Source organism: Pseudomonas sp. S3_C06, from assembly GCF_054667675.1.
Genome location: NZ_CP162747.1, coordinates 5,664,267 through 5,689,504 on the forward strand (window position 1 = coordinate 5,664,267; position 25,238 = coordinate 5,689,504).

The 25,238-nt window shown below is 59.5% G+C and carries 25 protein-coding genes; all 25 read left to right on the forward strand.

From position 1 onward, the window contains the following. The first annotated feature begins 12 nt into the window (after positions 1–12). The 25 genes from pseB to AB4N44_RS25290 all read left to right on the forward strand — a co-directional run bounded on the left by pseB (position 13) and on the right by AB4N44_RS25290 (position 25,208). Complete coding sequence (gene pseB / locus AB4N44_RS25170) at positions 13–1,014, forward strand: UDP-N-acetylglucosamine 4,6-dehydratase (inverting) (protein WP_160038779.1); 1,002 nt, start codon at positions 13–15, stop codon at positions 1,012–1,014. Then, positions 1,011–2,168, forward strand: a complete 1,158-nt coding sequence (gene pseC, locus AB4N44_RS25175) for a UDP-4-amino-4,6-dideoxy-N-acetyl-beta-L-altrosamine transaminase (protein WP_460111556.1) — start codon at positions 1,011–1,013, stop codon at positions 2,166–2,168. The genes pseB and pseC overlap by 4 nt, the downstream gene beginning before the upstream one ends. 31 nt (positions 2,169–2,199) lie before the next feature. Continuing rightward, entirely contained in the window at positions 2,200–2,820 is a 621-nt protein-coding gene (locus AB4N44_RS25180; protein WP_460111555.1) for a pseudaminic acid biosynthesis-associated methylase, read from the forward strand. Then, positions 2,817–3,512, forward strand: coding sequence for a pseudaminic acid cytidylyltransferase (pseF, locus tag AB4N44_RS25185; RefSeq protein ID WP_460111554.1), 696 nt, complete (start codon positions 2,817–2,819; stop codon positions 3,510–3,512). Before AB4N44_RS25180 ends, pseF begins: the two co-directional genes overlap by 4 nt. Next, positions 3,509–5,014 (forward strand): UDP-2,4-diacetamido-2,4,6-trideoxy-beta-L-altropyranose hydrolase, encoded by a 1,506-nt coding sequence (gene pseG / locus AB4N44_RS25190; protein ID WP_460111553.1) that lies wholly within the window; start codon positions 3,509–3,511, stop codon positions 5,012–5,014. The genes pseF and pseG overlap by 4 nt, the downstream gene beginning before the upstream one ends. Beyond that, entirely contained in the window at positions 5,007–6,059 is a 1,053-nt protein-coding gene (gene pseI / locus AB4N44_RS25195) for a pseudaminic acid synthase (protein ID WP_127926307.1), read from the forward strand. Before pseG ends, pseI begins: the two co-directional genes overlap by 8 nt. A 226-nt stretch (positions 6,060–6,285) precedes the next feature. Continuing rightward, positions 6,286–7,212: a ketoacyl-ACP synthase III gene (locus tag AB4N44_RS25200; RefSeq protein ID WP_016984292.1), complete on the forward strand. Its 927-nt coding sequence runs from the start codon at positions 6,286–6,288 to the stop codon at positions 7,210–7,212. 87 nt (positions 7,213–7,299) lie between these two features. Continuing rightward, on the forward strand, positions 7,300–8,589 hold the full coding sequence (locus AB4N44_RS25205) for a motility associated factor glycosyltransferase family protein (RefSeq protein WP_460111552.1): 1,290 nt from the start codon (positions 7,300–7,302) through the stop codon (positions 8,587–8,589). After that, positions 8,586–8,852: a hypothetical protein gene (locus tag AB4N44_RS25210; protein WP_127926309.1), complete on the forward strand. Its 267-nt coding sequence runs from the start codon at positions 8,586–8,588 to the stop codon at positions 8,850–8,852. Before AB4N44_RS25205 ends, AB4N44_RS25210 begins: the two co-directional genes overlap by 4 nt. Before the next feature lie 242 nt (positions 8,853–9,094). Then, positions 9,095–9,955, forward strand: coding sequence for a flagellin domain-containing protein (locus AB4N44_RS25215; RefSeq protein WP_016771090.1), 861 nt, complete (start codon positions 9,095–9,097; stop codon positions 9,953–9,955). A 73-nt stretch (positions 9,956–10,028) separates the two neighbouring features. After that, positions 10,029–10,385 carry a flagellar protein FlaG gene (locus AB4N44_RS25220; protein ID WP_108226850.1) on the forward strand — a complete coding sequence of 119 codons (357 nt, stop codon included), beginning with the start codon at positions 10,029–10,031 and terminating at the stop codon, positions 10,383–10,385. 82 nt (positions 10,386–10,467) lie between these two features. Further along, complete coding sequence (gene fliD, locus AB4N44_RS25225) at positions 10,468–11,910, forward strand: flagellar filament capping protein FliD (RefSeq protein WP_127926310.1); 1,443 nt, start codon at positions 10,468–10,470, stop codon at positions 11,908–11,910. A 129-nt stretch (positions 11,911–12,039) separates the two neighbouring features. Continuing rightward, on the forward strand, positions 12,040–12,438 hold the full coding sequence (gene fliS / locus AB4N44_RS25230; protein WP_095122701.1) for a flagellar export chaperone FliS: 399 nt from the start codon (positions 12,040–12,042) through the stop codon (positions 12,436–12,438). Between the two features lie 11 nt (positions 12,439–12,449). Next, positions 12,450–12,746: a flagellar protein FliT gene (locus AB4N44_RS25235; RefSeq protein ID WP_095122700.1), complete on the forward strand. Its 297-nt coding sequence runs from the start codon at positions 12,450–12,452 to the stop codon at positions 12,744–12,746. Between the two features lie 172 nt (positions 12,747–12,918). Further along, entirely contained in the window at positions 12,919–14,394 is a 1,476-nt protein-coding gene (locus tag AB4N44_RS25240) for a sigma-54 dependent transcriptional regulator (RefSeq protein WP_007920053.1), read from the forward strand. 109 nt (positions 14,395–14,503) lie between these two features. Next, positions 14,504–15,715 (forward strand): sensor histidine kinase, encoded by a 1,212-nt coding sequence (locus AB4N44_RS25245; protein WP_127926311.1) that lies wholly within the window; start codon positions 14,504–14,506, stop codon positions 15,713–15,715. Between the two features lie 5 nt (positions 15,716–15,720). Next, positions 15,721–17,112, forward strand: coding sequence for a sigma-54-dependent transcriptional regulator (locus tag AB4N44_RS25250; RefSeq protein ID WP_150773856.1), 1,392 nt, complete (start codon positions 15,721–15,723; stop codon positions 17,110–17,112). 128 nt (positions 17,113–17,240) lie between these two features. After that, a complete protein-coding gene (fliE, locus tag AB4N44_RS25255; protein WP_123452716.1) occupies positions 17,241–17,570 on the forward strand; it encodes a flagellar hook-basal body complex protein FliE in 330 nt (109 codons plus the stop codon). 15 nt (positions 17,571–17,585) lie between these two features. Further along, positions 17,586–19,373, forward strand: a complete 1,788-nt coding sequence (gene fliF / locus AB4N44_RS25260) for a flagellar basal-body MS-ring/collar protein FliF (protein WP_150749250.1) — start codon at positions 17,586–17,588, stop codon at positions 19,371–19,373. Beyond that, positions 19,366–20,385, forward strand: coding sequence for a flagellar motor switch protein FliG (gene fliG / locus AB4N44_RS25265; protein WP_007920042.1), 1,020 nt, complete (start codon positions 19,366–19,368; stop codon positions 20,383–20,385). The genes fliF and fliG overlap by 8 nt, the downstream gene beginning before the upstream one ends. A 4-nt stretch (positions 20,386–20,389) precedes the next feature. Next, positions 20,390–21,196, forward strand: coding sequence for a flagellar assembly protein FliH (gene fliH / locus AB4N44_RS25270; RefSeq protein WP_460111548.1), 807 nt, complete (start codon positions 20,390–20,392; stop codon positions 21,194–21,196). Beyond that, positions 21,186–22,544 carry a flagellar protein export ATPase FliI gene (gene fliI, locus AB4N44_RS25275; RefSeq protein WP_064119534.1) on the forward strand — a complete coding sequence of 453 codons (1,359 nt, stop codon included), beginning with the start codon at positions 21,186–21,188 and terminating at the stop codon, positions 22,542–22,544. Before fliH ends, fliI begins: the two co-directional genes overlap by 11 nt. A 6-nt stretch (positions 22,545–22,550) precedes the next feature. Beyond that, on the forward strand, positions 22,551–23,003 hold the full coding sequence (gene fliJ, locus AB4N44_RS25280) for a flagellar export protein FliJ (protein WP_127926314.1): 453 nt from the start codon (positions 22,551–22,553) through the stop codon (positions 23,001–23,003). A gap of 190 nt (positions 23,004–23,193) precedes the next feature. Continuing rightward, complete coding sequence (locus AB4N44_RS25285) at positions 23,194–23,499, forward strand: STAS domain-containing protein (RefSeq protein WP_316917851.1); 306 nt, start codon at positions 23,194–23,196, stop codon at positions 23,497–23,499. 5 nt (positions 23,500–23,504) lie between these two features. Continuing rightward, positions 23,505–25,208 carry an ATP-binding SpoIIE family protein phosphatase gene (locus AB4N44_RS25290; RefSeq protein WP_150749248.1) on the forward strand — a complete coding sequence of 568 codons (1,704 nt, stop codon included), beginning with the start codon at positions 23,505–23,507 and terminating at the stop codon, positions 25,206–25,208. The last annotated feature ends 30 nt before the right edge of the window (positions 25,209–25,238 follow it).

Sequence of the window (25,238 nt, forward strand, 5' to 3'; positions counted from 1 at the left end):
AGGAATCAGTACATGTTCAACGGTAAATCAATCTTCATCTCCGGCGGCACCGGTTCGTTCGGGCGCAAATTCATCGCCCGACTGCTCGAGCAATACCAGCCCAAGCGCGTGGTGGTGTTCTCCCGTGACGAGCTGAAGCAGTATGAAATGCAGCAGACGTTCAACGCGCCGTGCATGCGTTACTTCATTGGTGATGTGCGTGACGCCGATCGTCTGCGCCAGGCCATGCGCGGCATCGACTACGTGGTGCATGCCGCAGCGTTGAAGCAAGTGCCGGCGGCGGAATACAACCCGACCGAATGCATCCGCACCAACGTCAACGGCGCGGAGAACATCATCGCCGCCGCCATCGATAACGGCGTGAAAAAAGTTGTCGCGCTGTCCACCGACAAGGCGGCCAGCCCGATCAATCTGTACGGCGCGACCAAGTTGCTTTCGGACAAATTGTTTGTCGCCGCCAACAATATTGCCGGCGAGCAGGAAACCCGTTTTGCTGTGGTGCGCTACGGCAACGTGGCCGGCTCGCGTGGCTCGGTGGTGCCGTTCTTCAGCCAGCTGATCGCCGACGGTGCTCAGGAGTTGCCGATCACCGACGAGCGCATGACGCGGTTCTGGATCACCCTCGACCACGGCGTGCAATTTGTCCTCGACAGCTTTGCGCGCATGCACGGCGGCGAAGTGTTCGTGCCGAAGATCCCGTCGATCCGCATCGTCGATCTGGCGCGCGGCATGGCCGAACATCTGCCGCACAAGAACGTCGGCATTCGACCCGGTGAAAAGCTCCATGAGTTGATGGTGCCGCTGGACGATGCGCGGATGACCCTTGAGTTCGAAGATCACTACACCATCCAGCCGTCGATTCGCTTTACCAGTGTCGATGTCGATTTCGCCGTCGACAGACTCGGTGAGCAGGGGCGTGTCGTCAGCGAAGATTTCGAGTATCGCTCCGACACCAACCCGCATTTTCTCTCGGTCGGCCAGATCGCCGATCTGCACGCGAAGCTCTCGGTATGATTCCCTACGGTCGGCAAAGCCTCGATCAGGCAGACATCGATGCCGTCGTCGAAGTGCTGCAGTCGGACTGGCTGACCCAAGGGCCGAGCATCGAGCGTTTCGAGCAGGCAATGGCCGAACGTTGCGAGGCAGACTTCGCCGTTGCGGTGTGCAACGCCACGGCGGCGCTGCACATTGCCTGTCTGGCCGCAGGCTTGGGGCCGGGTGATCGTTTGTGGACGACGCCCAATACCTTTCTTGCCTCGGCCAACTGTGGACGTTATTGCGGGGCCGAAGTTGATTTCGTCGACATCGATCCGCTGACCTGGAACCTTGATGCCTTCGCCCTCGACGCGAAACTCGATCAGGCCGAGCAGGAGGGCACTTTGCCCAAGGTGCTGGTGGCGGTGGCGTTCTCCGGGCAGAGCTGCGACATGCGCAAGATTGCCGAACTGGCCGAGCGCTACAACTTCACCGTGATCGAAGATGCGTCTCACGCGGTCGGTGCGTGCTATGCCGGACGCCCGGTCGGTTGCGGCGAATTTGCGGCGATGACTGTATTCAGTTTTCACCCGGTAAAAATCATCACCAGCGCCGAGGGTGGCATGGTGTTGACCAGCCGCCCGCAACTGGCCGAGCGCCTGCAACGTTTACGCAGCCACGGCATGACCCGTGATCTGCAGCAAATGACCGAGGCCAGTCATGGCCCGTGGTACTACCAACAGATCGAGCTGGGCTTCAATTACCGGATCACCGATCTGCAAGCCGCGCTGGGCTTGTCGCAACTGGGCAAACTGGACGAATTCATCGCCCGGCGCCGCGAACTGGCCGCGCGTTATGATCGCCTGCTGACGTATTTGCCGGTGACGTTGCCCAGTCTCCAGCCGGAGGCGGATTCGGCTTGGCATCTGTATGTCATTCGCTTGCAGACGGATCGCATCAGCCGCAGCCACCGTCAGGTGTTTGAAGGCTTGCGTGCTGCCGGTGTTGGCGTGAATCTGCATTACATTCCCGTGCACTTGCAGCCGTACTATCGCGACCTGGGTTTCGCCGAGGGCGATTTCCCCGAAGCCGAGCGTTATTACGCCGAGGCGATCAGCCTGCCGCTGTTTCCGCTGTTGAGCGATGAACAACAGGATTACGTGGTCGAGCAATTGCGTCGGCTGACCGAATAATTGCCGCTGAGGCAAAGGATGAGTATCTGCAATGCGTCATTTGAGTGAGCAGGAAAAGTTCTGGCAGGGCGACTTCGGTAACCAGTACGTCGAGCGCAATGTCGGCCAACCGCTGGTGGCGACGAATCTGGCGTTGTTTGCCAAAGCCCTGAGCCGTGCCGCAGGCATCGAGAGCCTGGTCGAACTGGGCACTAACGCCGGCAACAATTTGCAGGCGTTGCATCAACTGCTGCCCCGTTGCGAGCTGTTCGGCGTCGAGATCAATGACAGCGCCTGTGCTCAGGCACGGGCGTTGGACATCGCACAGATCTGGCATGGCTCGCTGTTCGATTTCCCGCGCGAGCGCCGCTACGACCTGACCCTGAGTAAAGGCGTGCTGATTCACTTGGCCCCGGAGCTGTTGCCGAGCGCTTATGCGCAGTTGTACGAGCTGAGCCAGCGCTACATCCTGATCGCCGAGTATTACAATCCGGCACCGGTGGAAGTGTCCTATCGTGGCAACAGCGGCAAGCTGTTCAAGCGCGATTTTGCCGGGGAGATGCTTGATCGCTATGCCGATCTGCACCTGCTCGATTACGGTTTTGCCTATCACCGCGATCCGCAATTCCCGGCGGACGACATCACTTGGTTCCTGTTGGAAAAACGTCCTTGAGCAACGTTGCAATCATCCCGGCCCGTGGCGGCAGCAAACGCATCCCGCGCAAGAATCTCTTGCCATTCGATGGCGTGCCGATGATTGTCCGATCGATCCGCACTGCGCTGGAATCGGGCTTGTTCGATCAGGTCGTGGTCAGCACCGACGATGCCGAAATTGCCGAAGTGGCGCGAGCCCATGGCGCGCAGTTGCCTTTTTTGCGCCCGGCAGACCTCGCCGATGACTTCACCGGCACGGCGGCAGTGATCGTGCATGCCTTGCAGCAGTTGCCGGCGTTCGATTACGCCTGTTGCGTGTATGCCACGGCGCCGCTGTTGCAGGCACGCTATCTGCGCCAGGGCATCGAGTTGCTGGAGCAGCACATGGACAAGTCTTTCGCGTTCTCCGTGTGCAGTTTCGGTTTTCCGGTGCAGCGTGCGCTGACGCTGGACGGGCAGGGTGCGTTGAGCGCTTTGTACCCGGAATTTCGCAATACACGTTCGCAGGATTTGCCCGAAGCATTTCAGGACGCCGGTCAGTTTTACTGGGGGCGCAGTGAGGCGTGGTTGCGCGGCGAGGTGCTCTATTCGCCAGCCAGCCTGCCGGTGATTCTGCCCCGGCATCTGGTGCAGGACATCGACACCCTTGAAGACTGGAAGCGCGCCGAATACCTATACGCCGCGCTCAAGGCGGGTGGAGAGTTGCAATGAGAGTACTGATTCGTGCCGACGCCTCGCCAACCATCGGCAGCGGCCACATTGCCCGCTGCCTGACGCTGGCGCGAGTGTTGCGCGGGCAGGGCAGCCATGTCGCGTTTGCCTGTCGAAAATTGCCGGGACATCGGCTCGATATGCTCAGCGCCGAAGGGTTCGAGACATTTGCGTTGCCGGATCTCTATTGTGATGAAGACCCACAGCAAGCCATCGAATCCATGCTGCCGTGGCAGGCCGACATCGACGCGCTGGATCTGTTGTTGGCCGGCCATGCCGGGTTCGACTGGATCATCGTCGATCATTACGGCCTCGATCATCACTGGCAAACCGCCGCCCGGCGCTGGGCGCAGCGCATAGCGGCAGTCGACGATCTGGCTACCCGGCGCTACAGCGCGGATCTTTTGCTCAATCAGAATCTGTCCGGTCTGCATGAAAATTATCAGCCGCTGTTACCCGACGGCTGTCGCACCTTGCTTGGCCCGCGCTATGCCATGTTGCGCGAAGAGTTCTGTTGCCCGGCCATCGAAATCAAACCCAGGGCTCGCCGCGTGCTGGTGAATTTCGGCGGCTTCGATGCGGCCATGCAGACTCATCACGCAATGCTCGCCCTGGCCGAATACAGTGATCTGCAAGTGGACTTTGTCGCCGGTGCCGACAATCCGGCGTGGACGCCGATGCAGGCCTTGGCCGAGACGCGGCCGAACTGGCGCCTGCACAGCTTCGTCAGCGATTTCCATCAGCGCATGACTGAAGCGGATCTGTTTATCGGCGCTGGGGGCGGCACCAGTTGGGAGCGGGCGGCGATGGGGTTGCCGACGATCTGTATCGCCGTGTCGAACAACCAGCAGAGCAACGGCGAAGTCATGGCCGCGGCGGGCGCGCATGTGTTCATGGGCGCTCGTGAGCAGGTCAGTGTCGAGCAGTTGCGCGACGCCATCGGCTTTGTCACCGGCAATCATTATTTGCGCCAAAGCCTGGCCGAGCGCTCGCGACAACTGGTCGACGGGCGTGGTGCCGAGCGTGTCGCGGTGGCACTGGCCGGTGCGGTGCTGAAGGTGCGTGCGGCGACTCTGGATGATGCGCAGTTGCTGTTCGATGGGCGTAATGCCGAAACGGTACGGCGCTGGTCGCTGGACAGCGGCGTGATCGACTGGCCGCAGCACCTGAACTGGCTGACGGCGAGTTTGCACAACCCACAGCGTCTGCTGTTGATCGCCGAGGCGGATGACGGCGCGGTCGGCGTTGTGCGGTATGACCTGCGCGGGTTTGAAGCCGAAGTCTCGATTTACCTGCTCGAACGGCGGATGGGTCTGGGGTGGGGCAGGGCGCTATTGGCCCGTGGTGAGGCATTTGTTGCCGCGCACTGGCCGCAACTGAAGGTCATCACCGCTCGGGTGTTGCCGGACAATCGTCCCTCGTTGAATGTGTTTCGTGACGCCGGGTTCACTCAGAGTGCTTGTGCGTTCACCCGTGTTTTGAAGGATTCCCCGCATGACTAGTTTCAAGATCGGCAACCGCTTGATCGGTGCCGAGGCGCCACCCTTCATCATCGCCGAGATGAGCGGCAACCATAACCAGTCACTGGACGTCGCCCTGCAAATTGTCGAGGCAGCGGCCAAGGCGGGGGCGCATGCGCTGAAGCTGCAAACCTACACCGCCGAAACCATGACGCTGGATTTGTCTGAGGGCGAATTCTTCATCAAGGATCCGGGCAGTCTGTGGGCGGGTACTTCGCTCTACGATTTGTATGAAAAAGCCCATACACCGTGGGAATGGCATGCACCGATTTTTGCTCGTGCCAAGGAACTGGGGATGCTCGCGTTCTCGACACCGTTCGATGACAGCGCCGTGGAATTTCTCGAAAGCCTCGATGTTCCGGCCTACAAGATCGCCAGTTTCGAAAACACCGATTTGCCGTTGATCCGTCGTGTGGCCGCCACCGGCAAGCCGCTGATCATTTCCACCGGCATGGCCAGTATCGCTGAACTGGATGAGGCCGTTCGCGCCGCGCGCGAGGCCGGTTGCAAAGATCTGGTGTTGCTCAAATGCACCAGCACTTACCCGGCAACGCCGCTCAACAGCAACGTGCGCACGATTCCCCATCTGCGTGAGTTGTTCGGTTGCGAAGTGGGGCTGTCCGATCACTCGATGGGCGTTGGCGTGTCGGTGGCGGCGGTGGCGCTTGGCGCGACGGTGGTGGAAAAGCACTTCACCCTCGACCGTTCAGCGGGTGGCGTCGATGCCAGTTTCTCGCTGGAGCCGGCAGAAATGGCCAGTCTGGTGGTGGAAACCGAGCGCGCCTGGCAGGCCATGGGGCAGGTGCATTACGGCGTCACAGAGGCTGAACGCAAGTCGCTGGTGTATCGCCGCTCGCTGTATGTCACGGCTGACATGGCCGCCGGTGACACCTTTACCGGGGACAATCTGCGCGCCATTCGCCCGGGTCTCGGTCTGCCGCCCAAGCACACCGACGCCGTCCTCGGCCGCCGCGCCCGCGCGCCGATCAAGCGCGGCACGCCGCTGGACTGGTCGTTGGTCGAATAACCCGATCTGCACCGATTCGGCAAAATAGCGTGACCTGCGAGTCATAACGCGCATCTTCACTGTATTGTATTGATCGGGGAGATGGCGCCTGGCTCGTTTTCGATTCCAGTGATAGCCCTTTGCGCTCCCCGTGGCTGCCCGTTGTGGCGGCCGTTTTCTATTTGTCGGCGCCCCTCGAAATCCTTGCGAGCGGTGGTCTTGGGCTGTTTTTTATTGGGAAGCCGTAATGATTGGCATAAAAAGCATTGCGAGCTACGTTCCTGTAGCCGGCGTGGACAATTACGCACAAGGTGCAAAATTCGAGAAGGATGAAGAATTCATCCTTGGCAAGATCGGTTCGGCGTTTCTGCCACGCAAAGACGCTGAACAGGAAACCTCCGATCTGTGCGTGGAAGCGGCCAATGCGCTGTTTGCCAGCAACCCTGAACTGAAGCGTGAGTCGATCGACGCCTTGATCGTCGTCACCCAGAACGGTGACGAAGAAGGCCTGCCACACACCGCCGCCATCGTGCAGGACAAACTCGGTCTGCCGACCAACGTTGCGGCGTTCGATATTTCCCTGGGCTGCTCCGGTTACGTCTACGGCATCTACGCGATCAAGGGCTTCATGGAAGCCGCTGGCCTGAAGAATGGTCTGCTGATCACCGCTGACCCGTATTCGAAAATCGTCGACCCGGAAGACCGCAACACCACCATGCTGTTCGGCGATGCCGCGACGGCTACGTGGATGGGCGAAGAGCCGACCTGGGCGCTGGGCAAAGCCAAGTTCGGTACTGACGGCTCCGGTGCGCCGCATTTGAAAGTGACCGATGGCGTGTTCTTCATGAACGGTCGTCAGGTGTTCAACTTTGCCTTGCTGAAAGTCCCGGCACACTTGCACGAATTGCTGGATGACTCTGGTCTGAAGGCGGATGACATCGATGCCTTCTGCATTCACCAGGGCAGTGCGGCAATTGTCGATGCGGTGGCGCGACGTTTCGAAGGCGAGCCGGAAAAATTCATCAAAGACATGGTTGAGACCGGTAACACCGTGTCGTCGAGCATTCCGTTGCTGCTGGAAAAACACGTCATCGATTCCGACTGGCAGCGTATTGCCTTGAGCGGTTTTGGCGTCGGTCTGTCGTGGGGCTCGGCGATCATCTATCGTCCTTGAGTCTGATCAAAAACGGCGGATACAAAAATAGCGTTCAAGGTTAACCTTGAACGCTATTTTTTTGCCTGTAAGGGAGCGCGAGGCGCCATGAGCGAGTTTTTTCAAGCCAATGCCGAGGTGTTGCAACGGCGCTGGCCGGCGCTGTTCGAGCGACTGATGGCGGAAGACCGTGCGGCAGTCCAGGCCGAACTGGTGCAGGGGTTGGGTTCGACGCTCAGCGTCAATGGTGTTCAGCTCACCAGCCGCCATGACCGCATCCATGAAGCCCGGATTCAGGCGGCAAGCCTGGCGGACAAGCCGCAATTGCATGTCTACGGTACCGGCCTCGGCGATTTGCCCTGCGTGCTACTGGAGCGCGAAGGGCTTGAGCGTCTGTACGTGCACATCCTCAATGGCGCATTGTTCGCGCTGGTGGTGCAACTGCTCGATCAGCGCCATTGGCTGGAAGATCCGCGCGTCGAGTTGTTTTACGCCGGCGACCATCCAGACTTTTTTACGCCGTTTTTTGCCCTGCCTGCCGAGATGCTGCTGGCCGACGATTTCAACGCGAAAGTGCGTGATCGCTTGGTCAGCGAAGTGCACCTGAGCTTCAACAATCGGGATTTCGATCCGCAGTCACCGCAGATTCAACAGCGTTTGCAGGAATGCCTGCCGGTGCTGCTCGCCGATGCGGATGTGGCGCAGTTGTTCGGCACCTGTGCCGGCCGGGAAGTCTATGTGATCGCCACCGGGCCGACGCTGGAGCAGCATTACCAGCGTCTGGCGGCAATCCGTCAACGCGCCGAACGCCCGTTGTTCATCTGTGTCGACACTGCGTATCGACCGCTGCGCGAACACGGGATTGTGCCTGACCTGGTGGTGAGCATTGATCAGCGCATCAGCTTTCGCCATCTGCCGTTCGAGGAGTCCGACGGCATCCCGCTGGTGTATCTGCCGATGAGCGATCCGTCGGTGTTGAAGGCGTGGAAGGGCAAGCGTTACGGTGGTTATTCCGCGAGTCCGATCTACGCGAATCTGCGTGAGCAACACCCGCGAGCGCAGTTGCACGTGGGCGGCAGTGTGATTCACCCGGCGGTGGATCTGGCGGTAAAGATGGGTGCCACCGGCATCACGCTGTTTGGTGCTGACTTCGCCTTCCCGATGAACAAGACCCATGCAGGCTGGAACGACGGCGATCTGGGGCCACCGGTGAATCAGGCGCGGCATTGGGTGCGCGATGGCCATGGTCAGCGGGTGACCACACAGCTCAACTTTCGCGGTTATTTGTGTGTGCTGGAGCGCTATATCGCTGCACATCCACAGGTCGAATTTCTCAACAGCAGCCGCTCCGGGGCGCTGATCGCCGGAACCGGCTTCAACCCGGAGTTTGTGCGATGAGTACGCTGAGCCTCTGTAAGGATGAATGTCGCCAGTGTGCGGGTTTGTTTCGCCTCGGGCGCGATGTCGAAGCGGCGCTGACGATGGTCGATGTGTTTGAAAAGGCCCAGCAATGTTTAGCGTCTGCCCCGGCAGAGGTTCAGCAGGAGTGGGCGCAGCTGTTAATGCAAATGCTCGAATGCCAGGAGCGCCAGGACTGGTTGGGGCTGGCTGACTCTATGGAGTACGAGCTGGTGGATTTGCTGGGAAGTGTTCGGGCCTGAACACGCCGACAGCACTGGCCCGCAGGTTTGCGCGGCAGTCGGTTTTATGACGTCATTTTTTCGCGGCGGATGGGCTGCTAAGTCTTTGTTTTCTCGGGGGTGGCAGGGTGATGGCAAATTTTTTTCAAAAAGCCCTCAAGCAACCTGCAAACCCGACGATAACTATTACGAAGGTTCTCTAGGCCATACCCGGCGGTTGCCAGGGCCGGAAGCCGCAGTACCCAACCAACGAGGAATTCGTCATGGCTTTAACAGTAAACACCAACACCACGTCGTTGAACGTTCAGAAAAACCTGAACCGCGCTTCCGACGCTCTGTCGACTTCGATGCAGCGCCTGTCTTCCGGCCTGAAAATCAACAGCGCTAAAGACGACGCCGCTGGCCTGCAGATCTCGAACCGTATGTCCTCGCAGATCCGTGGTAACACCCAAGCCATCCAGAACGCCAACGACGGTATCTCCGTTGCCCAGACCGCTGAAGGCGCTCTGCAAGCTTCGACCGACATCCTGCAGCGTATGCGTGAACTGGCTGTTAAAGCACGTAACGGCACCAACGGCACTGCTGACCAGACCGCAACCAACGCTGAATTCGCTCAGATGTCTGACGAAATCACCCGTATCTCGGCTGCTACCAACCTGAACGGCAAAAACCTGCTGGACGGTTCGGCTGGTACTGTGACTCTGCAAGTTGGCGCAAACACCGGTTCGGCTAACCACATCGACCTGGTACTGAGCTCCAAGTTCGACGCCGTCAGCCTGTCGGTTGGTAGCGGTACTGTAGTTCTGACCGGTACTTCGGGTACTGGTGCTGGTTCTGCTTCGCAGAACATCGACAACGCGATCACCGCAATCGACGCCGCTATCGCTGCTATCGGTGCAACCCGTGCCAGCCTGGGTGCTTCGCAAAACCGTCTGACCAGCACCATCTCCAACCTGCAGAACATCACCGAAAACACCACTGCTGCACAAGGTCGCGTACAAGATACCGACTTCGCCGCAGAGACTGCTAACCTGACCAAGCAGCAAACCCTGCAACAGGCTTCGACCTCTGTTCTGGCTCAAGCCAACCAACTGCCTTCCGCTGTACTGAAGCTGCTTCAGTAATTTCGGATCGAGTTTGGGCGGGGGAGTGCGCTGGTCGCGCTCTCTCGCCTTTTTACGTTAAGAGGTGATGGGCATGGACATGAGCGTAAAGCTTAACGTGTCTTATCCGGCTCCCAAGCCAGTGCCACCGGTTGCTGACAAATCGTCAGAGATGCCTAAAGTTGCCAAGACTGAAGCGCCGGTCGCTGCCAAGAGTCAGGAAACGGACGACGCCAAGTTGAAACTGGCGGTGCAGGAGATCGAAAAGTTTGTACAGTCGATCAAGCGCAATCTGGAGTTTTCGATCGACGAACACTCCGGGAAGGTCATCGTCAAGGTGATCGCAAGCGAGACGGGTGAGGTCGTACGACAGATTCCCTCCGCAGAAGCCCTCAAGCTGGCAGACAGCCTCGCCAATGCGAGTCACGTGTTGTTCGACGCCAAAGTCTGATAGCTGGCATGAATAGTGTTTGTCCGTTCTCAGGGCGCGTGTAACGGTCAAAAGAATGGCAACAATCTGAAGGGAGATGCACATGGCAAGTCCAATTCTACCGGGTTCCGGACTGGGTTCCGGCCTGGACATCGGCGCGATCGTCACCGCGCTGGTAAACGCCGACAAGTCTGCCAAACAGACGCAGATCGATACCGCAACTAAAACCAACACCCTGAAGATTTCCGGTGTCGGTACGCTGAAAAGCGCGTTGGCGGCCTATCAGAAGGCAATGACCGATCTGAGCAGCAAGACCAACCCTGCGTTTGCCGGTTACACGGCGACCTCGGCTACCCCGGCAACGCTGACCGCTACTTCCGATAACACGGCTGTTTCGGGCACATACAGTGTCGTGGTGAATAACCTGGCCACCGGCTCGAAAGTAGCCAGTGCATCCTTTGCCGGCGGCGCGGCCAGTGCCATTCCGAGTGGTACCCTGAAAATCAGTCAGAATGGCACTGATTACAATGTCGATATTCCGGCCAATGCCACCTTGCAGACCACCCGTGACGCCATCAACAAGGCGCAGGGTATCAACGGCATTTCCGCCAACATCGTGACCGACAGCTCGGGCGCTTCGCGTCTGGTGATCAGTTCGAACAAGACGGGCGCCGGCTCCGACCTGACGGTCAGTGGCATTGCCGGTCTGGAAATCGATGGCACCAAGGTCATGTCTGCCACCCCGACCGCCGGTGATTCAGGGTCTGTGGGCGACATTGCCAAGGATGCGAAGCTGACCATCGATGGTCTTACCGTGACCAGCAAAAGCAACACGGTGAGCGGCGCCATCAGTGGCTTGACCATGAACCTGGTAGAAGCCAGCCCTACGGCGGTGAAGGTCTCAGTCGATACCAACACCAAGGGCTTGCAGGCTTCTGTTCAGCAATTCGTCGACGCCTTCAACACGCTCAAGACCACCATCGATAGCCTGTCCAAGGCAACGCCAGACGAAGATGGCAAGTTGACGGTGCAGGCCGCGTTTACCGGTGACTCTCTGCCGCGTACGTTGATTGCAGACATTCGTGCTCAGTTGACCACTTCGTCGCCAGGCGAGCTGGGTGTGCTGTCGCAGATCGGTGTCATGACTGATCGCGACACCGGTAAGCTGACGCTGGACGCTACTGCCTTCAACAAGGCTATGTCTCAGCCAGGCATGACGGGTCAGGTTCAGCAGTTGTTCACCGGCACCGACGACAAGAACGGTCTGCTGGCGCGTATGACCAAGGCGGTCGATCCGTACCTCAAAGCTTCTGCTGATGGTAAAACCACCAGCGGTCTGCTTGATCAACGTATGACCATTCTGAACAACAACACCCGCAGCCTCACGTCGCAGCAATTGGCGCTGGACCTGCGTGTGGCCAACCTGACCAAGACGTTGACTGCCAAGTACAACGCCATGGACTTGCTGGTAGGGCAGATGAAGGCTACGGCGAGCAACATCACGTCGTTCTTCAGCTCGCTGAACGCGCAGCAATCCGCGAAGTAACAGGCAGGAACGACAAAAACCCGGCTACGCTTTATCGGCGTGTGCCGGGTTTTTGTCTTCTGCTCTAAAGTTTTGTGATTCGTTGGCGATACACTGGTTATACGAGTCATTGTGGCAATGAGGTAGAACATGAATCCGATGTTAGCCCTTCGGCAGTATCAGAAAGTCGGCGCACACGCTCAGACATCCGAAGCGAGCCCGCACCGTCTGGTGCAAATGTTGATGGAAGGTGGACTGGCCCGTATCGCTCAGGCCAAAGGCGCCATCGAGCGCAAGGACATTCCAGGCAAATGCACTTCGATCAGCAAGGCGATCGGCATTGTCAGTGGTCTGCGCGAAGGCCTCGACCTTGAAAACAGCGCAGACACCCTGGCTGATCTGGACGGGCTGTACATCTACATGATGAAGCGCCTCGCCGAGGCGAACATCAGCAGTGATCTGCGCATTCTCGACGAGGTTGCAGGCTTGCTGAGTACGGTAAAAGAAGGCTGGGATGCGATCGCGCCTACGCCAGCTCCGCAGTTCTGAAGGAGATCGTCATGAGTCTTGTATTGCAGCGAATCGCCGATACCCGTGAAGCGTTGGTCACAGCATTGGCCGAGCGTAATTGGGAAGCCATTGGCGAGCTGGATCTGGCTTGCCGTTCCTGCATGGAAGACGTCATGGCTGAGGCTTCGCTGGACGAAGTCGCGTTGCGCGACAATCTTGAAGAGTTGCTCCATGTCTACAAGGAGCTTCTTGAGGTGGCCATGGGTGAGCGGCAAGCGATTGCCAACGAGATGTCGCAGATCACCCAAGCGCAGAACGCGGCAAAGGTTTACCATCTGTTTGGTTAATTAACCCCCAGTTAATCCAGACATGTGCGCCATAAATTTGACTGTGCACGGTTTTTTGACTTAACTAGTGGCTGTTTTCAGATTTCAGGCGTCTACAGGCACATGGTGTCCTGCAAGCGTCTCGCTTGCCCCATTTTTCGGGCATTGAGTTGACTAGGGAAGTTGCTATTGCATGTGGCGTGAAACCAAAATTCTGCTGATCGATGACGATAGCGTCCGCCGCCGCGACCTGGCGGTGATTCTAAATTTTCTCGGCGAAGAAAATTTACCCTGCGGCAGCCATGACTGGCAGCAGGCAGTCGGCTCTTTGTCGTCTAGTCGTGAGGTCATTTGCGTACTGATCGGGACCGTTAATGCTCCTGGCGCGCTTTTGGGCTTGTTAAAGACACTCTCAACCTGGGATGAGTTCCTTCCGGTTTTGTTGATGGGCGATAATTCTTCCGTTGACTTGCCTGAAGACCAGCGTCGCCGAGTGCTTTCGACCCTCGAAATGCCGCCCAGCTACAGCAAATTGCTCGACTCCCTGCACCGTGCCCAGGTCTATCGCGAGATGTATGACCAGGCCCGCGAGCGCGGTCGTCATCGCGAACCCAATCTGTTCCGCAGCCTCGTTGGCACCAGCCGTGCGATTCAGCACGTGCGCCAAATGATGCAGCAGGTCGCCGACACCGACGCCAGTGTGCTGATCCTCGGCGAGTCCGGCACCGGCAAGGAAGTGGTTGCGCGTAACCTGCATTACCATTCTAAGCGTCGCGATGCGCCATTCGTTCCGGTCAACTGCGGGGCGATCCCGGCAGAGCTGCTCGAAAGCGAATTGTTCGGTCACGAGAAGGGCGCCTTCACCGGTGCGATCACCAGTCGTGCCGGCCGCTTCGAACTGGCCAACGGCGGTACGCTGTTCCTCGACGAAATCGGCGACATGCCGCTGCCGATGCAGGTCAAACTGCTGCGCGTGCTGCAGGAGCGCACCTTCGAGCGCGTGGGCAGCAACAAGACCCAAAGCGTCGATGTGCGCATCATTGCCGCAACGCACAAGAATCTCGAAAGCATGATCGAGATCGGCACCTTCCGCGAAGACCTCTACTATCGCCTGAACGTGTTCCCGATCGAGATGGCGCCGCTGCGTGAGCGCGTCGAAGATATTCCGTTGCTGATGAATGAACTGATCTCGCGCATGGAGCACGAGAAGCGTGGTTCGATCCGCTTCAACTCGGCGGCGATCATGTCCCTGTGCCGTCATGGCTGGCCGGGCAACGTCCGCGAGCTGGCCAACCTGGTCGAGCGCATGGCGATCATGCACCCGTACGGGGTGATCGGCGTGGTCGAGTTGCCGAAGAAATTCCGCTACGTCGATGACGAAGACGAGCAAATGGTCGACAGCCTGCGCAGTGATCTCGAAGAGCGCGTGGCGATCAATGGCCATACGCCGGACTTCACCGCCAACGCCATGCTGCCGCCGGAAGGCCTGGACCTGAAAGACTACCTCGGTGGTCTGGAGCAGGGCCTGATCCAGCAGGCGCTGGACGATGCCAATGGCATTGTGGCGCGTGCCGCTGAACGTCTGCGTATCCGTCGTACCACGCTGGTCGAGAAGATGCGCAAGTACGGCATGAGCCGGCGCGATGGAGATGAACAGGCGGAGGATTGACGCCTGTTTTTCAACTGCTTCATTTATAAGCAGTTTTTTTTAGGCACGGGTATTGCTACAGCCCTCGCAACGTTCCGTTTAACTGACGGTCAGCCAAGCGAGAAGCACAATGCCCCAAGCCGCCCAGATGTCTTCTGCCTCCAGTCCCGAGGGGCAACCGTCCTCCGTAGAACAGGCAAGCCGACAGGGTCTTGAGCAGGCCTTCGAGCTGTTCAGCCAGATGTCCAGCCAACTGACAGACTCCTACAGCATGCTTGAGGCGCGGGTGACCGAGCTCAAGGGAGAGCTGGCGGTAGTCAGCGCCCAGCGCATGCAGGAGCTGGCCGAAAAAGAGCGCTTGGCTAATCGTCTGCAAAACCTTCTTGATCTGTTGCCCGGTGGTGTCATCGTCATTGACGGTCACGGCATGGTGCACGAGGCCAACCCGGCTGCCATCGAGTTGCTCGGGCTGCCGCTTGAAGGCGAATTGTGGCGCCACGTCATTGCCCGCTGTTTTGCCCCGCGTGAAGACGACGGTCATGAAATATCTCTGAAAAATGGTCGACGCCTGTCGATTGCCACCCGCTCGCTGGACGCCGAGCCGGGTCAGTTGGTGCTGCTCAACGACCTGACAGAAACCCGTCATCTGCAAGATCAACTGGCGCGCCACGAGCGTTTGTCTTCGCTGGGGCGCATGGTCGCCTCGCTGGCGCATCAGATCCGCACGCCATTGTCGGCTGCCTTGCTCTACGCCAGTCATTTGACTGAGCAGGAGTTGCCGGTCGCCACCCAGCAGCGTTTCGCCGGGCGCCTGAAAGAGCGTCTGCATGAGCTGGAGCATCAGGTGCGCGACATGTTGGTGTTCGCTCGCGGTGAATTGCCGTTGACCGACCGCCTCACACCCAACGCTTTGATGCAGGCCCTGCAAGCTGCGGCGCTGACCCATGTGCAGGATCTGCCCATCCGCTGGCAGTGCGACAGTCATGTCGGCGAGCTGTTGTGCAATCGCGACACGCTGGTCGGGGCACTGTTGAATTTGATTGAAAACGCGATTCAGGCCAGTGCCGGCGACGTTCGCCTGAAAGTGCATTGCTACACCCGCGACAACAGCCTGCGCCTGTGCATCAGCGACAGTGGCAGCGGCATCGAACCGGCTGTTCTGGCGCGGCTCGGCGAACCGTTTTTTACCACCAAAGTCACCGGTACTGGCCTCGGCCTGACCGTGGTCAAAGCGGTAGCGCGTGCACATCAGGGAGAATTGCTGCTGCGTTCGCGAGTCGGGCGTGGCACGTGCGCGCAGGTCATCCTGCCGCTGTTTTCCGCAGTACAGGGAGCTGAGTGAACGTCATGGGCATCAAGGTTTTACTGGTCGAGGATGACCGCTCGTTGCGTGAAGCACTGGCTGATACGTTGCTGCTGGCCGGGCACGATTATCAGGCGGTCGGATGCGCTGAAGACGCGTTGACGGCGGTCACGCGCGAAGCGTTCAGTCTGGTGGTCAGTGACGTCAACATGCCAGGCATGGATGGTCATCAATTGCTCGCGCTGTTGCGTGCTCGCCAGCCACAATTGCCGGTGTTGCTGATGACCGCTCATGGCGCCGTCGAGCGCGCGGTCGATGCGATGCGCCAAGGCGCGGCGGATTATCTGGTCAAACCGTTCGAACCCAAGGCTTTGCTGGACCTGGTGGCGCGGCATGCACTGGGCACTATTGGCGCGAGCGAAAGCGAAGGCCCTATTGCCGTCGAACCGGCCAGTGCGCAACTTCTCGAATTGGCCGCACGAGTGGCGCGCAGCGATTCTACCGTGTTGATTTCCGGCGAGTCCGGTACTGGCAAAGAAGTGCTGGCGCGCTACATTCACCAGCAATCCCATCGTGCCAGCCAGCCGTTCATTGCGATCAACTGCGCGGCGATCCCGGACAACATGCTCGAGGCGACGCTGTTCGGTCACGAGAAGGGTTCGTTCACCGGTGCCATCGCGGCGCAGGCCGGCAAGTTCGAACAGGCCGACGGCGGCACGCTGCTGCTCGACGAAATCTCGGAAATGCCCCTTGGCCTGCAAGCCAAACTGCTGCGCGTGTTGCAGGAGCGCGAGGTCGAGCGCGTCGGTGCGCGTAAACCGATTGCTCTGGATATACGCGTGGTCGCCACCACCAACCGCGATCTGGCCGGCGAAGTGGCGGCGGGGCGGTTCCGTGAAGATCTTTTTTACCGTCTGTCGGTTTTTCCTCTCGCTTGGCGTCCACTTCGCGAGCGCACTGCCGATATCTTGCCGCTGGCCGAAAGGTTGCTGGCCAAACACGTCAATAAAATGAAGCACGCCACAGCGAAACTCTCGCCTGAGGCGCAAGCGTGTCTGACGGCTTATCCGTGGCCGGGCAATGTGCGTGAGCTGGATAACGCCATTCAGCGTGCGCTGATCCTGCAGCAGGGTGGTTTGATTCAGCCGCAGGATTTCTGCCTGGCCGGTCCCGTGACGTACACCGCGATGCCCGTCAGCGCGCCGGTTTCTGCTGTGATTCGCGAAGTGGAAATCGAAGCGGATTCTGCCGGTGCACTGGGCGATGACCTGCGCCGCCGGGAGTTTCAGATGATTATCGACACCCTGCGCGCCGAGCGTGGACGACGCAAGGAAGCCGCAGAAAAGCTCGGTATCAGCCCGCGCACCCTGCGCTACAAACTGGCGCAAATGCGCGATGCCGGGATGGACGTCGAAGGTTATCTGTTCGCCACCTGAGACGTGCCGCAAAAAATTGAAAATGCTTTTCTGAAAGGGGTGTCCATGAGCTGGCACCCTTGTTGCTAATACCTGTGTACCCGCCGAGTGAGTGTCAAAAAATTGCGGGCCGCCCAAGAGAGTAGACCATGAGCCAAGGTATTGAATTTAATCGGTTGATGACAGACATGAAGGCCATGAAGCTGGATGCCATGTCTGCGCCGAAATCGACGACCGCTGTCCCTGAACTGGCGGGCAGCAGCTTTTCCGACATGCTCGGTCAGGCGATCAACAAGGTCAGCGATACCCAGCAGGCGTCGACTCAGTTGGCCAACGCATTTGAAGTGGGCAAGAGCGGCGTCGATCTGACGGACGTGATGATCGCTTCGCAAAAAGCCAGCGTGTCGTTCCAGGCTCTGACCCAGGTGCGCAACAAACTGGTTCAGGCTTATCAAGACATCATGCAGATGCCGGTTTAAGGACGAGATTGAGTCATGGCAGAAGCAGTCGCCGATAACGTTCCGGCCAAGGCCACCCCGATAGACGGCAAACCGCCGCTGTTCGGCCTGTCCTTCCTGGAAAACCTCTCCGAGATGACCATGCTGCGTCAGGTGGGCCTGTTGGTCGGCCTGGCTGCGAGCGTGGCGATTGGCTTTGCCGTGGTGCTGTGGTCGCAGCAACCGGATTACCGCCCGTTGTACGGCAGCCTTGCCGGCATGGACGCCAAGCAGGTCATGGAAACCCTGGCCGCCGCCGACATTCCTTACAACGTCGAACCGAATTCCGGCGCCTTGCTGGTCAAGGCCGACGACCTGTCCCGTGCGCGGATGAAACTCGCTGCTGCTGGTGTCACTCCCAGCGACGGCAACATCGGTTTCGAAATCCTCGACAAGGAACAAGGTCTGGGCACCAGCCAGTTCATGGAAGCGACGCGTTATCGCCGCGGCCTCGAAGGTGAACTGGCGCGGACCATTTCCAGCCTGAACAACGTCAAGGGTGCCCGCGTGCACCTGGCGATTCCGAAGAGTTCGGTGTTCGTGCGTGATGAGCGCAAGCCAAGCGCTTCGGTCCTGGTCGAGTTGTATTCCGGTCGTTCGCTGGAGCCGGGTCAGGTGATTGCGATCATCAACCTGGTGGCGACTTCCGTTCCCGAGCTGAGCAAATCGCAGATCACCGTCGTCGATCAGAAGGGCAACCTGCTCTCCGATCAGGCGGAAAACTCCGAAATGACCATGGCCGGCAAGCAGTTCGACTACAGCCGTCGCATGGAAAGCATGCTCACCCAGCGCGTGCACAACATTCTGCAACCGGTATTGGGCAACGATCGCTACAAGGCTGAAGTCTCGGCCGATATCGATTTCAATGCCGTCGAATCCACAGCCGAGCAGTTCAACCCGGATCAACCGGCGTTGCGCAGCGAGCAGTCGGTCAACGAACAACGTACCGCCAGCAATGGCCCGCAAGGTGTGCCGGGTGCCCTGAGCAACCAGCCGCCGTCGCCAGCCTCGGCACCGCAAACCACCGGTGGCGCCGCCGCGCCGGCCGCGATGGTGCAGCCAGGTCAGCCATTGGTCGATGCCAATGGTCAGCAGATCATGGATCCGGCCACCGGCCAGCCGATGCTCGCGCCGTACCCGGCGGACAAGCGTCAGCAATCGACCAAGAACTTCGAACTCGACCGTTCCATCAGCCACACCAAACAGCAGCAGGGTCGCCTGAATCGACTGTCGGTGTCGGTGGTGGTCGACGATCAGGTCAAGGTCAACGCGGCCAACGGCGAAACCACCCGTGCGCCGTGGAGCGCCGACGAATTGGCGCGCTTCACCCGTCTGGTTCAGGACGCCGTCGGTTTCGACGCCAGCCGTGGCGACAGCGTCAGCGTGATCAACATGCCGTTCTCCGCCGAGCGCGGCGAAGTGATTGCCGATATTCCGTTCTACTCCCAGCCATGGTTCTGGGACATCGTCAAACAAGTGCTGGGTGTGTTGTTCATTCTGGTGCTGGTGTTTGGTGTGCTGCGTCCGGTGCTCAACAACATCACCGGCGGCGGCAAAGGCAAGGAGCTGGCCGGTCTTGGCAGCGACGTGGAACTCGGCGGGATGGGCGGCCTGGACGGCGAACTTTCCAACGACCGCGTGAGCCTCGGTGGTCCGCAGAGCATTCTGTTGCCGAGCCCAAGTGAGGGTTATGACGCGCAACTGAATGCAATCAAGAGTCTGGTGGCCGAGGATCCGGGTCGCGTGGCTCAGGTCGTGAAAGAGTGGATTAACGCAGATGAGTGATAACCGAGCCGCAACAGTCAAACTGAACAAGGTCGACAAAGCCGCGATTCTGCTGCTGTCCCTGGGTTCGACCGATGCCGCGCAAGTGCTGCGCCACATGGGCCCGAAAGAGGTTCAGCGCGTCGGCGTGGCCATGGCGCAGATGGGCAACGTCCATCGCGAGCAGGTCGAGCAGGTCATGAGCGAGTTCGTCGACATCGTCGGCGACCAGACCAGCCTCGGCGTCGGTTCCGACGACTACGTGCGCAAAATGCTCACCCAAGCCCTGGGTGAAGACAAGGCCAACGGCCTGATCGACCGCATCCTGCTCGGTGGCAACACCAGCGGCCTCGACAGCCTGAAATGGATGGAGCCGCGCGCCGTTGCCGACGTGATCCGTTACGAACACCCGCAGATCCAGGCGATCGTGGTCGCGTACCTCGACCCGGATCAGGCCGGTGAAGTGCTCGGCAACTTCGACCACAAGGTGCGTCTGGACATCATTCTGCGCGTGTCGTCGTTGAACACCGTGCAGCCAGCAGCACTGAAAGAGCTCAACCAGATTCTCGAGAAGCAGTTCTCCGGCAACTCGAATGCCTCGCGCACCACCCTGGGTGGCATCAAGCGTGCGGCGGACATCATGAACTTCCTCGACAGCTCGATCGAAGGCCAGCTCATGGACTCGATCCGCGAAGTCGACGAAGACCTGTCCGGTCAGATCGAAGACCTCATGTTCGTGTTCAACAACCTTGCCGATGTCGACGACCGTGGCATCCAGGCGTTGCTGCGCGAAGTGTCTTCCGACGTGCTGGTGCTGGCCCTCAAGGGTTCGGACGAAGGCGTCAAAGAGAAGATCTTCAAGAACATGTCCAAACGTGCTGCCGAACTGTTGCGTGACGACCTCGAGGCCAAAGGCCCGGTGCGCGTCAGCGACGTCGAAACCGCGCAGAAAGAAATCCTCACCATTGCCCGTCGTATGGCCGAAGCCGGCGAAATCGTACTCGGTGGCAAAGGTGGCGAGGAAATGATCTAAGCCCATGGACAAGCACGACGACGATGTGACGGATCTGATCCGTGCCCGCGATGTCCGTGGTTTCGAATCCTGGGCCATGCCCAGCTTCGACCCGCCGAAACCGGAACCCGAGCCCGAGCCGGAGCCCGAACCGCCGGAAATGGAAGAAGTGCCGCTGGAAGAAGTCCAGCCACTGACCCTGGAAGAACTCGAAAGCATCCGTCAGGAGGCTTACAACGAAGGCTTCGGCATCGGCGAAAAGGAAGGTTTTCACAGCGCCACGCTCAAGGTCCGTCAGGAAGCTGAAGTGGCGCTGGCGGCAAAACTTGCCAGCCTTGAGCAGTTGATGGCGAACCTGTTCGAACCCATCGCTGAGCAAGACACGCAGATCGAAAAATCGTTGGTCGACCTCGTGCAACACATCACCAAACAGGTGATCAAGCGCGAACTGGCCATCGATTCCAGCCAGATCGAACACGTCATGCGCGATGCGCTCAAGCTGTTGCCGCTGGGCGTCGACAACGTGCGTCTGTACGTCAATCCGCAGGACTTCGAGCAAGCCAAGGCTCTGCGCGAGCGCCATGAGGAAACCTGGCGCATCGTCGAAGACGAATCGCTGTTGCCGGGCGGCTGCCGGGTTGAAACCGAGCACAGCCGCATCGATGCCAGCATCGAAACCCGCGTTGGTCAGGTCATGGACAAGCTGTTCGATCAGTTGCACGAACAGGCTTTGCACCCGGCTGAAGCGGATCTGAGCCTGGACATTGCAGAAGACGTAAAACCGGCGTCCTTGCCTGAAGAGCCGCTCGCGGACGAACCCGATGCGCCTTGAACGCACCAGTTTCGCCAAGCGCCTGAGCACTTACGCTGAGGCCACCGAGATTGCCGGCGCGCCGATTCTTGAAGGTCGCCTGCTGCGCATGGTCGGCCTCACCCTCGAAGCCGAAGGCTTGCGCGCGGCCATGGGCACACGTTGCCTGGTGATCAATGACGACAGCTATCACCCGTCCCAGGTGGAAGCGGAAGTCATGGGGTTTTCCGGCAGCAAAGTCTTTCTGATGCCGGTCGGCAGCGTCGCCGGCATCGCCCCGGGTGCCCGTGTGGTGCCACTGGCTGATACCGGGCGTTTGCCGATGGGCATGAGCATGCTCGGTCGTGTGCTTGACGGCGCCGGCCGTGCGCTGGATGGCAAGGGTGGCATGAAAGCCGAAGACTGGGTGCCGATGGACGGCCCGACGATCAACCCGCTGAACCGTGACCCGATCAGCGTGCCGCTCGACGTCGGTATCCGTTGCATCAACGGTTTGCTGACGGTCGGGCGTGGCCAGCGTCTGGGTCTGTTTGCCGGTACCGGTGTCGGTAAATCGGTATTGCTGGGCATGATGACGCGCTTCACCGAGGCCGACATTATCGTCGTTGGTCTGATCGGTGAGCGGGGTCGAGAAGTTAAGGAATTCATCGAGCACAGCCTCGGTGAAGAAGGCCTCAAACGCTCCGTCGTGGTTGCCTCGCCAGCGGACGATGCGCCGCTGATGCGTCTGCGCGCAGCGATGTACTGCACGCGCATCGCCGAATATTTCCGCGACAAGGGCAAGAACGTCCTGTTGCTGATGGATTCGCTGACCCGTTTCGCTCAGGCGCAGCGGGAAATCGCCCTGGCAATCGGCGAGCCGCCGGCGACCAAGGGTTATCCGCCGTCGGTGTTCGCCAAGTTGCCGAAACTCGTCGAGCGTGCCGGTAATGCGGAGAAGGGCGGTGGTTCGATTACCGCGTTCTACACCGTGTTGTCCGAAGGCGATGACCAGCAGGATCCGATTGCCGACTCGGCGCGAGGCGTGCTCGACGGCCACATCGTGCTGTCCCGGCGTCTGGCGGAGGAAGGACACTATCCGGCCATCGACATCGAAGCGTCGATCAGCCGGGTGATGCCGGCGGTGGTCTCGCCGGAACACATGCAGCGCGCGCAATACTTCAAGCAGTTGTGGTCGCGCTATCAGCAGAGCCGCGATCTGATCAGCGTCGGTGCCTACGTTGCCGGTGGCGACCGCGAGACCGATCTGGCGATCTCCCTGCAACCGCAGTTGGTCCGGTATCAGCGTCAGGGCCTCAACGACAAAATCAACATGGGCGAAAGCCAGGCTTACCTCGAAACCCTGTTTGCCCCGGCGGCGGGCGGCTAACCGGTCATGGCCACTGTCAGTCGAGCCGCGCGTCTGGCGCCGGTGGTGGACATGGCCGAGCAGGCCGAGAAAACCGCCGTGCAACGCCTGGGCTATTTTCAGGGGCAGGTGAAGGTCGCCGAAAGCAAACTGGCCGACCTCAATGCCTTCCGTCTGGACTACTCCGAGCAATGGATCGTACGCGGCGCCACAGGCGTGACCGGCCAATGGCTGCTGGGTTTTCAGGGCTTTCTGGCGCAACTCGACACGGCGGTTGATCAGCAGCGCCAGAGCCTGGTCTGGCACCAGAACAAACTCGAAAAGGCCCGTGAGGAATGGCAACAGGCGTTCGCCAAGGTCGAAGGGCTGCGCAAACTGGTACAGCGTTATCGCGAAGAGGCGCAGCGCCTTGAAGACAAGCGCGAGCAGAAGTTGCTTGATGAACTGTCCCAGCGGTTACCGCGGCAGAATCCGTTCTAAAACGCACCGCCAGACCCTGTGGGAGCGAGCCTGCTCGCGAATGCATTCGGTCAGTTGACTCAATTGTTGACTGGCACGACGCCTTCGCGAGCAGGCTCGCTCCCACATTTGTTCCTGCGTTGCGCCTTGCTGCAACCCTGTCCAAGTGCTAAACCTTGTACAGGTTCGTCAATGACAAGGAAGCCAGTCAATGTCAGTCGTTACAGAAGTCTCTCCAGATGGTCAAAAACTGACGATTTTGGTCAAGGGTCGTTTTGATTTTGGTCGCCATCAGGAGTTTCGCGAGTCCTATGAGCGACTTCCCAAGAAGCCTGACTCCATCGTGGTCGATCTGAAAGAAGCCACCTACCTCGACAGCTCGGCACTGGGCATGCTGCTTCTGCTGCGGGATCACGCCGGCGGCGATCACTCGGACGTGCGAGTAGTCAACAGCAGCTCCGACGTGCGCAAGATCCTCGCCATCTCCAATTTCGACAAACTCTTCGACATCACTTGACGGCCATGCAGGTGCAAGAGCCGCTGACGATCCTGATCGCCGAAGACAGCGCCGCCGATCGCTTATTGCTGTCGACCATCGTCCGCCGCCAGGGTCACGAAGTCCTGACGGCGGCCAATGGTGCCGAGGCGGTCGATCTGTTTCGTCGGCAACAACCCGATCTGGTCTTGATGGACGCGATGATGCCGGTCATGGACGGCTTTGAGGCCGCAAGGCAGATCAAGGCGTTGGCCGGTGAAACTCTTGTGCCGATCATCTTCCTGACGTCGCTGACCGAAAGCGAAGCGCTGGCCCGTTGTCTTGAAGCCGGTGGTGACGACTTTCTGGCGAAGCCTTACAACCAGGTGATCCTTGCCGCCAAAATCAAGGCGATGGATCGCTTGCGCCGTTTGCAGGCAACGGTTCTGCAACAGCGCGACCTGATCGCTAAACATCATGATTATCTGCTCAACGAACAGCGCGTGGCCAAAGCGGTGTTCGACAAGGTTGCGCACTCCGGCTGCCTGAGCGCGGCGAATATCCGTTATCTGCAATCACCGTATGCCTTGTTCAACGGTGATCTGCTACTGGCGGCCTACACGCCGGCGGGCGACATGCATGTGCTGTTGGGCGATTTCACCGGTCATGGCCTGCCAGCAGCGGTCGGGGCGATGCCCTTGGCCGAAGTGTTTTATGGCATGACCGCCAAGGGTTACGGCCTGGCGGAAACCCTGCGCGAAATGAACGCCAAGCTCAAACGCATCCTGCCGGTGGACATGTTCTGCTGCGCCACGTTGCTGTGCCTGAGTTTTCAGCGACGTTCAGTCGAAGTGTGGAACGGCGGCATGCCTGACGGTTATCTGCATCGGATCGCCAGCGGTGAGCGTGTACCGCTGGCAGCGCGGCACTTGCCACTGGGTGTGCTGAGTGCGCAGGCGTTCGACGACCGTACGGAAGTGCATCCGATGGCCGCTGGTGATCGGGTGTTCCTGTTGTCCGACGGCGTCATCGACACCAGTGATGCCAGTGATCAACTGTTCGGCGTCGAGCGCTTGCAGCAGGTGTTCGCCGCCAACCGCGAGCCGGATCGCTTGTTCGAGGACATCGAGCAGGCGCTGCGGGATTTTCGCGGCGAGGCGCGCGACGATATCAGCATGGTTGAGGTCAGCCTGCTGGAACCGGCGCAGGTCAAGCCGTCGGCACCGGTGTACTCCGACAGCGGCCAGTCTTGTCCGCTGGACTGGTCGGTGAGCTTCGAATTCCGTGGCGCGACGCTAAAACGTTTCAATCCGTTGCCGTACCTGTTGCAGTTGCTGCTTGAGGTGCATGGGCTGCGGGCGCAGAGTGGTGCTTTGTACAGTGTGCTGGCCGAGTTGTATTCCAATGCGCTGGAGCATGGCGTGCTCGGTCTGGATTCCAGTCTCAAGCGCGATGCGGCGGGGTTCGCTCGCTACTACCAGCAGCGCAACGATCGGCTGGAGGCGCTGCAGGACGGTTTCGTGCGCGTGCATTTGCAGGTGCAGCCACAAGGCGAGGGCGGTTGTCTGGTGATTCGGGTTGAAGACAGCGGCAAGGGTTTTGATGTAGCGCGAGTCATGGAGCGACCGCTGGACGGAGTCCGTTTGTCGGGACGTGGCGTCAGTCTGGTCCGGCAATTGGGGCGCAACGCCAGTTGGTCGGACGAAGGTCGTAGTGCTCGCGTGGAGTTTTCCTGGGAGGTTGAGGCATAATCCGCGCAATTCTTGATCAAGGAGTGAGCA

Bases quoted from the DNA above. Each gene is read 5' to 3' on its own strand.
- AB4N44_RS25285 (WP_316917851.1), top strand. From the start codon at position 23,194: ATGTCAGTCGTTACAGAAGTCTCTCCAGATGGTCAAAAACTGACGATT.
- AB4N44_RS25245 (WP_127926311.1), top strand. From the start codon at position 14,504: ATGCCCCAAGCCGCCCAGATGTCTTCTGCCTCCAGTCCCGAGGGGCAA.
- AB4N44_RS25220 (WP_108226850.1), top strand. From the start codon at position 10,029: ATGGACATGAGCGTAAAGCTTAACGTGTCTTATCCGGCTCCCAAGCCA.
- AB4N44_RS25215 (WP_016771090.1), top strand. From the start codon at position 9,095: ATGGCTTTAACAGTAAACACCAACACCACGTCGTTGAACGTTCAGAAA.
- AB4N44_RS25290 (WP_150749248.1), top strand. From the start codon at position 23,505: ATGCAGGTGCAAGAGCCGCTGACGATCCTGATCGCCGAAGACAGCGCC.
- AB4N44_RS25250 (WP_150773856.1), top strand. From the start codon at position 15,721: ATGGGCATCAAGGTTTTACTGGTCGAGGATGACCGCTCGTTGCGTGAA.
- fliE (WP_123452716.1), top strand. From the start codon at position 17,241: ATGAGCCAAGGTATTGAATTTAATCGGTTGATGACAGACATGAAGGCC.
- fliH (WP_460111548.1), top strand. From the start codon at position 20,390: ATGGACAAGCACGACGACGATGTGACGGATCTGATCCGTGCCCGCGAT.
- fliF (WP_150749250.1), top strand. From the start codon at position 17,586: ATGGCAGAAGCAGTCGCCGATAACGTTCCGGCCAAGGCCACCCCGATA.
- fliS (WP_095122701.1), top strand. From the start codon at position 12,040: ATGAATCCGATGTTAGCCCTTCGGCAGTATCAGAAAGTCGGCGCACAC.
- fliD (WP_127926310.1), top strand. From the start codon at position 10,468: ATGGCAAGTCCAATTCTACCGGGTTCCGGACTGGGTTCCGGCCTGGAC.
- AB4N44_RS25210 (WP_127926309.1), top strand. From the start codon at position 8,586: ATGAGTACGCTGAGCCTCTGTAAGGATGAATGTCGCCAGTGTGCGGGT.
- pseI (WP_127926307.1), top strand. From the start codon at position 5,007: ATGACTAGTTTCAAGATCGGCAACCGCTTGATCGGTGCCGAGGCGCCA.
- pseC (WP_460111556.1), top strand. From the start codon at position 1,011: ATGATTCCCTACGGTCGGCAAAGCCTCGATCAGGCAGACATCGATGCC.
- fliG (WP_007920042.1), top strand. From the start codon at position 19,366: ATGAGTGATAACCGAGCCGCAACAGTCAAACTGAACAAGGTCGACAAA.
- AB4N44_RS25205 (WP_460111552.1), top strand. From the start codon at position 7,300: ATGAGCGAGTTTTTTCAAGCCAATGCCGAGGTGTTGCAACGGCGCTGG.
- fliI (WP_064119534.1), top strand. From the start codon at position 21,186: ATGCGCCTTGAACGCACCAGTTTCGCCAAGCGCCTGAGCACTTACGCT.
- AB4N44_RS25200 (WP_016984292.1), top strand. From the start codon at position 6,286: ATGATTGGCATAAAAAGCATTGCGAGCTACGTTCCTGTAGCCGGCGTG.
- pseG (WP_460111553.1), top strand. From the start codon at position 3,509: ATGAGAGTACTGATTCGTGCCGACGCCTCGCCAACCATCGGCAGCGGC.
- pseB (WP_160038779.1), top strand. From the start codon at position 13: ATGTTCAACGGTAAATCAATCTTCATCTCCGGCGGCACCGGTTCGTTC.
- fliJ (WP_127926314.1), top strand. From the start codon at position 22,551: ATGGCCACTGTCAGTCGAGCCGCGCGTCTGGCGCCGGTGGTGGACATG.
- AB4N44_RS25180 (WP_460111555.1), top strand. From the start codon at position 2,200: ATGCGTCATTTGAGTGAGCAGGAAAAGTTCTGGCAGGGCGACTTCGGT.
- AB4N44_RS25240 (WP_007920053.1), top strand. From the start codon at position 12,919: ATGTGGCGTGAAACCAAAATTCTGCTGATCGATGACGATAGCGTCCGC.
- AB4N44_RS25235 (WP_095122700.1), top strand. From the start codon at position 12,450: ATGAGTCTTGTATTGCAGCGAATCGCCGATACCCGTGAAGCGTTGGTC.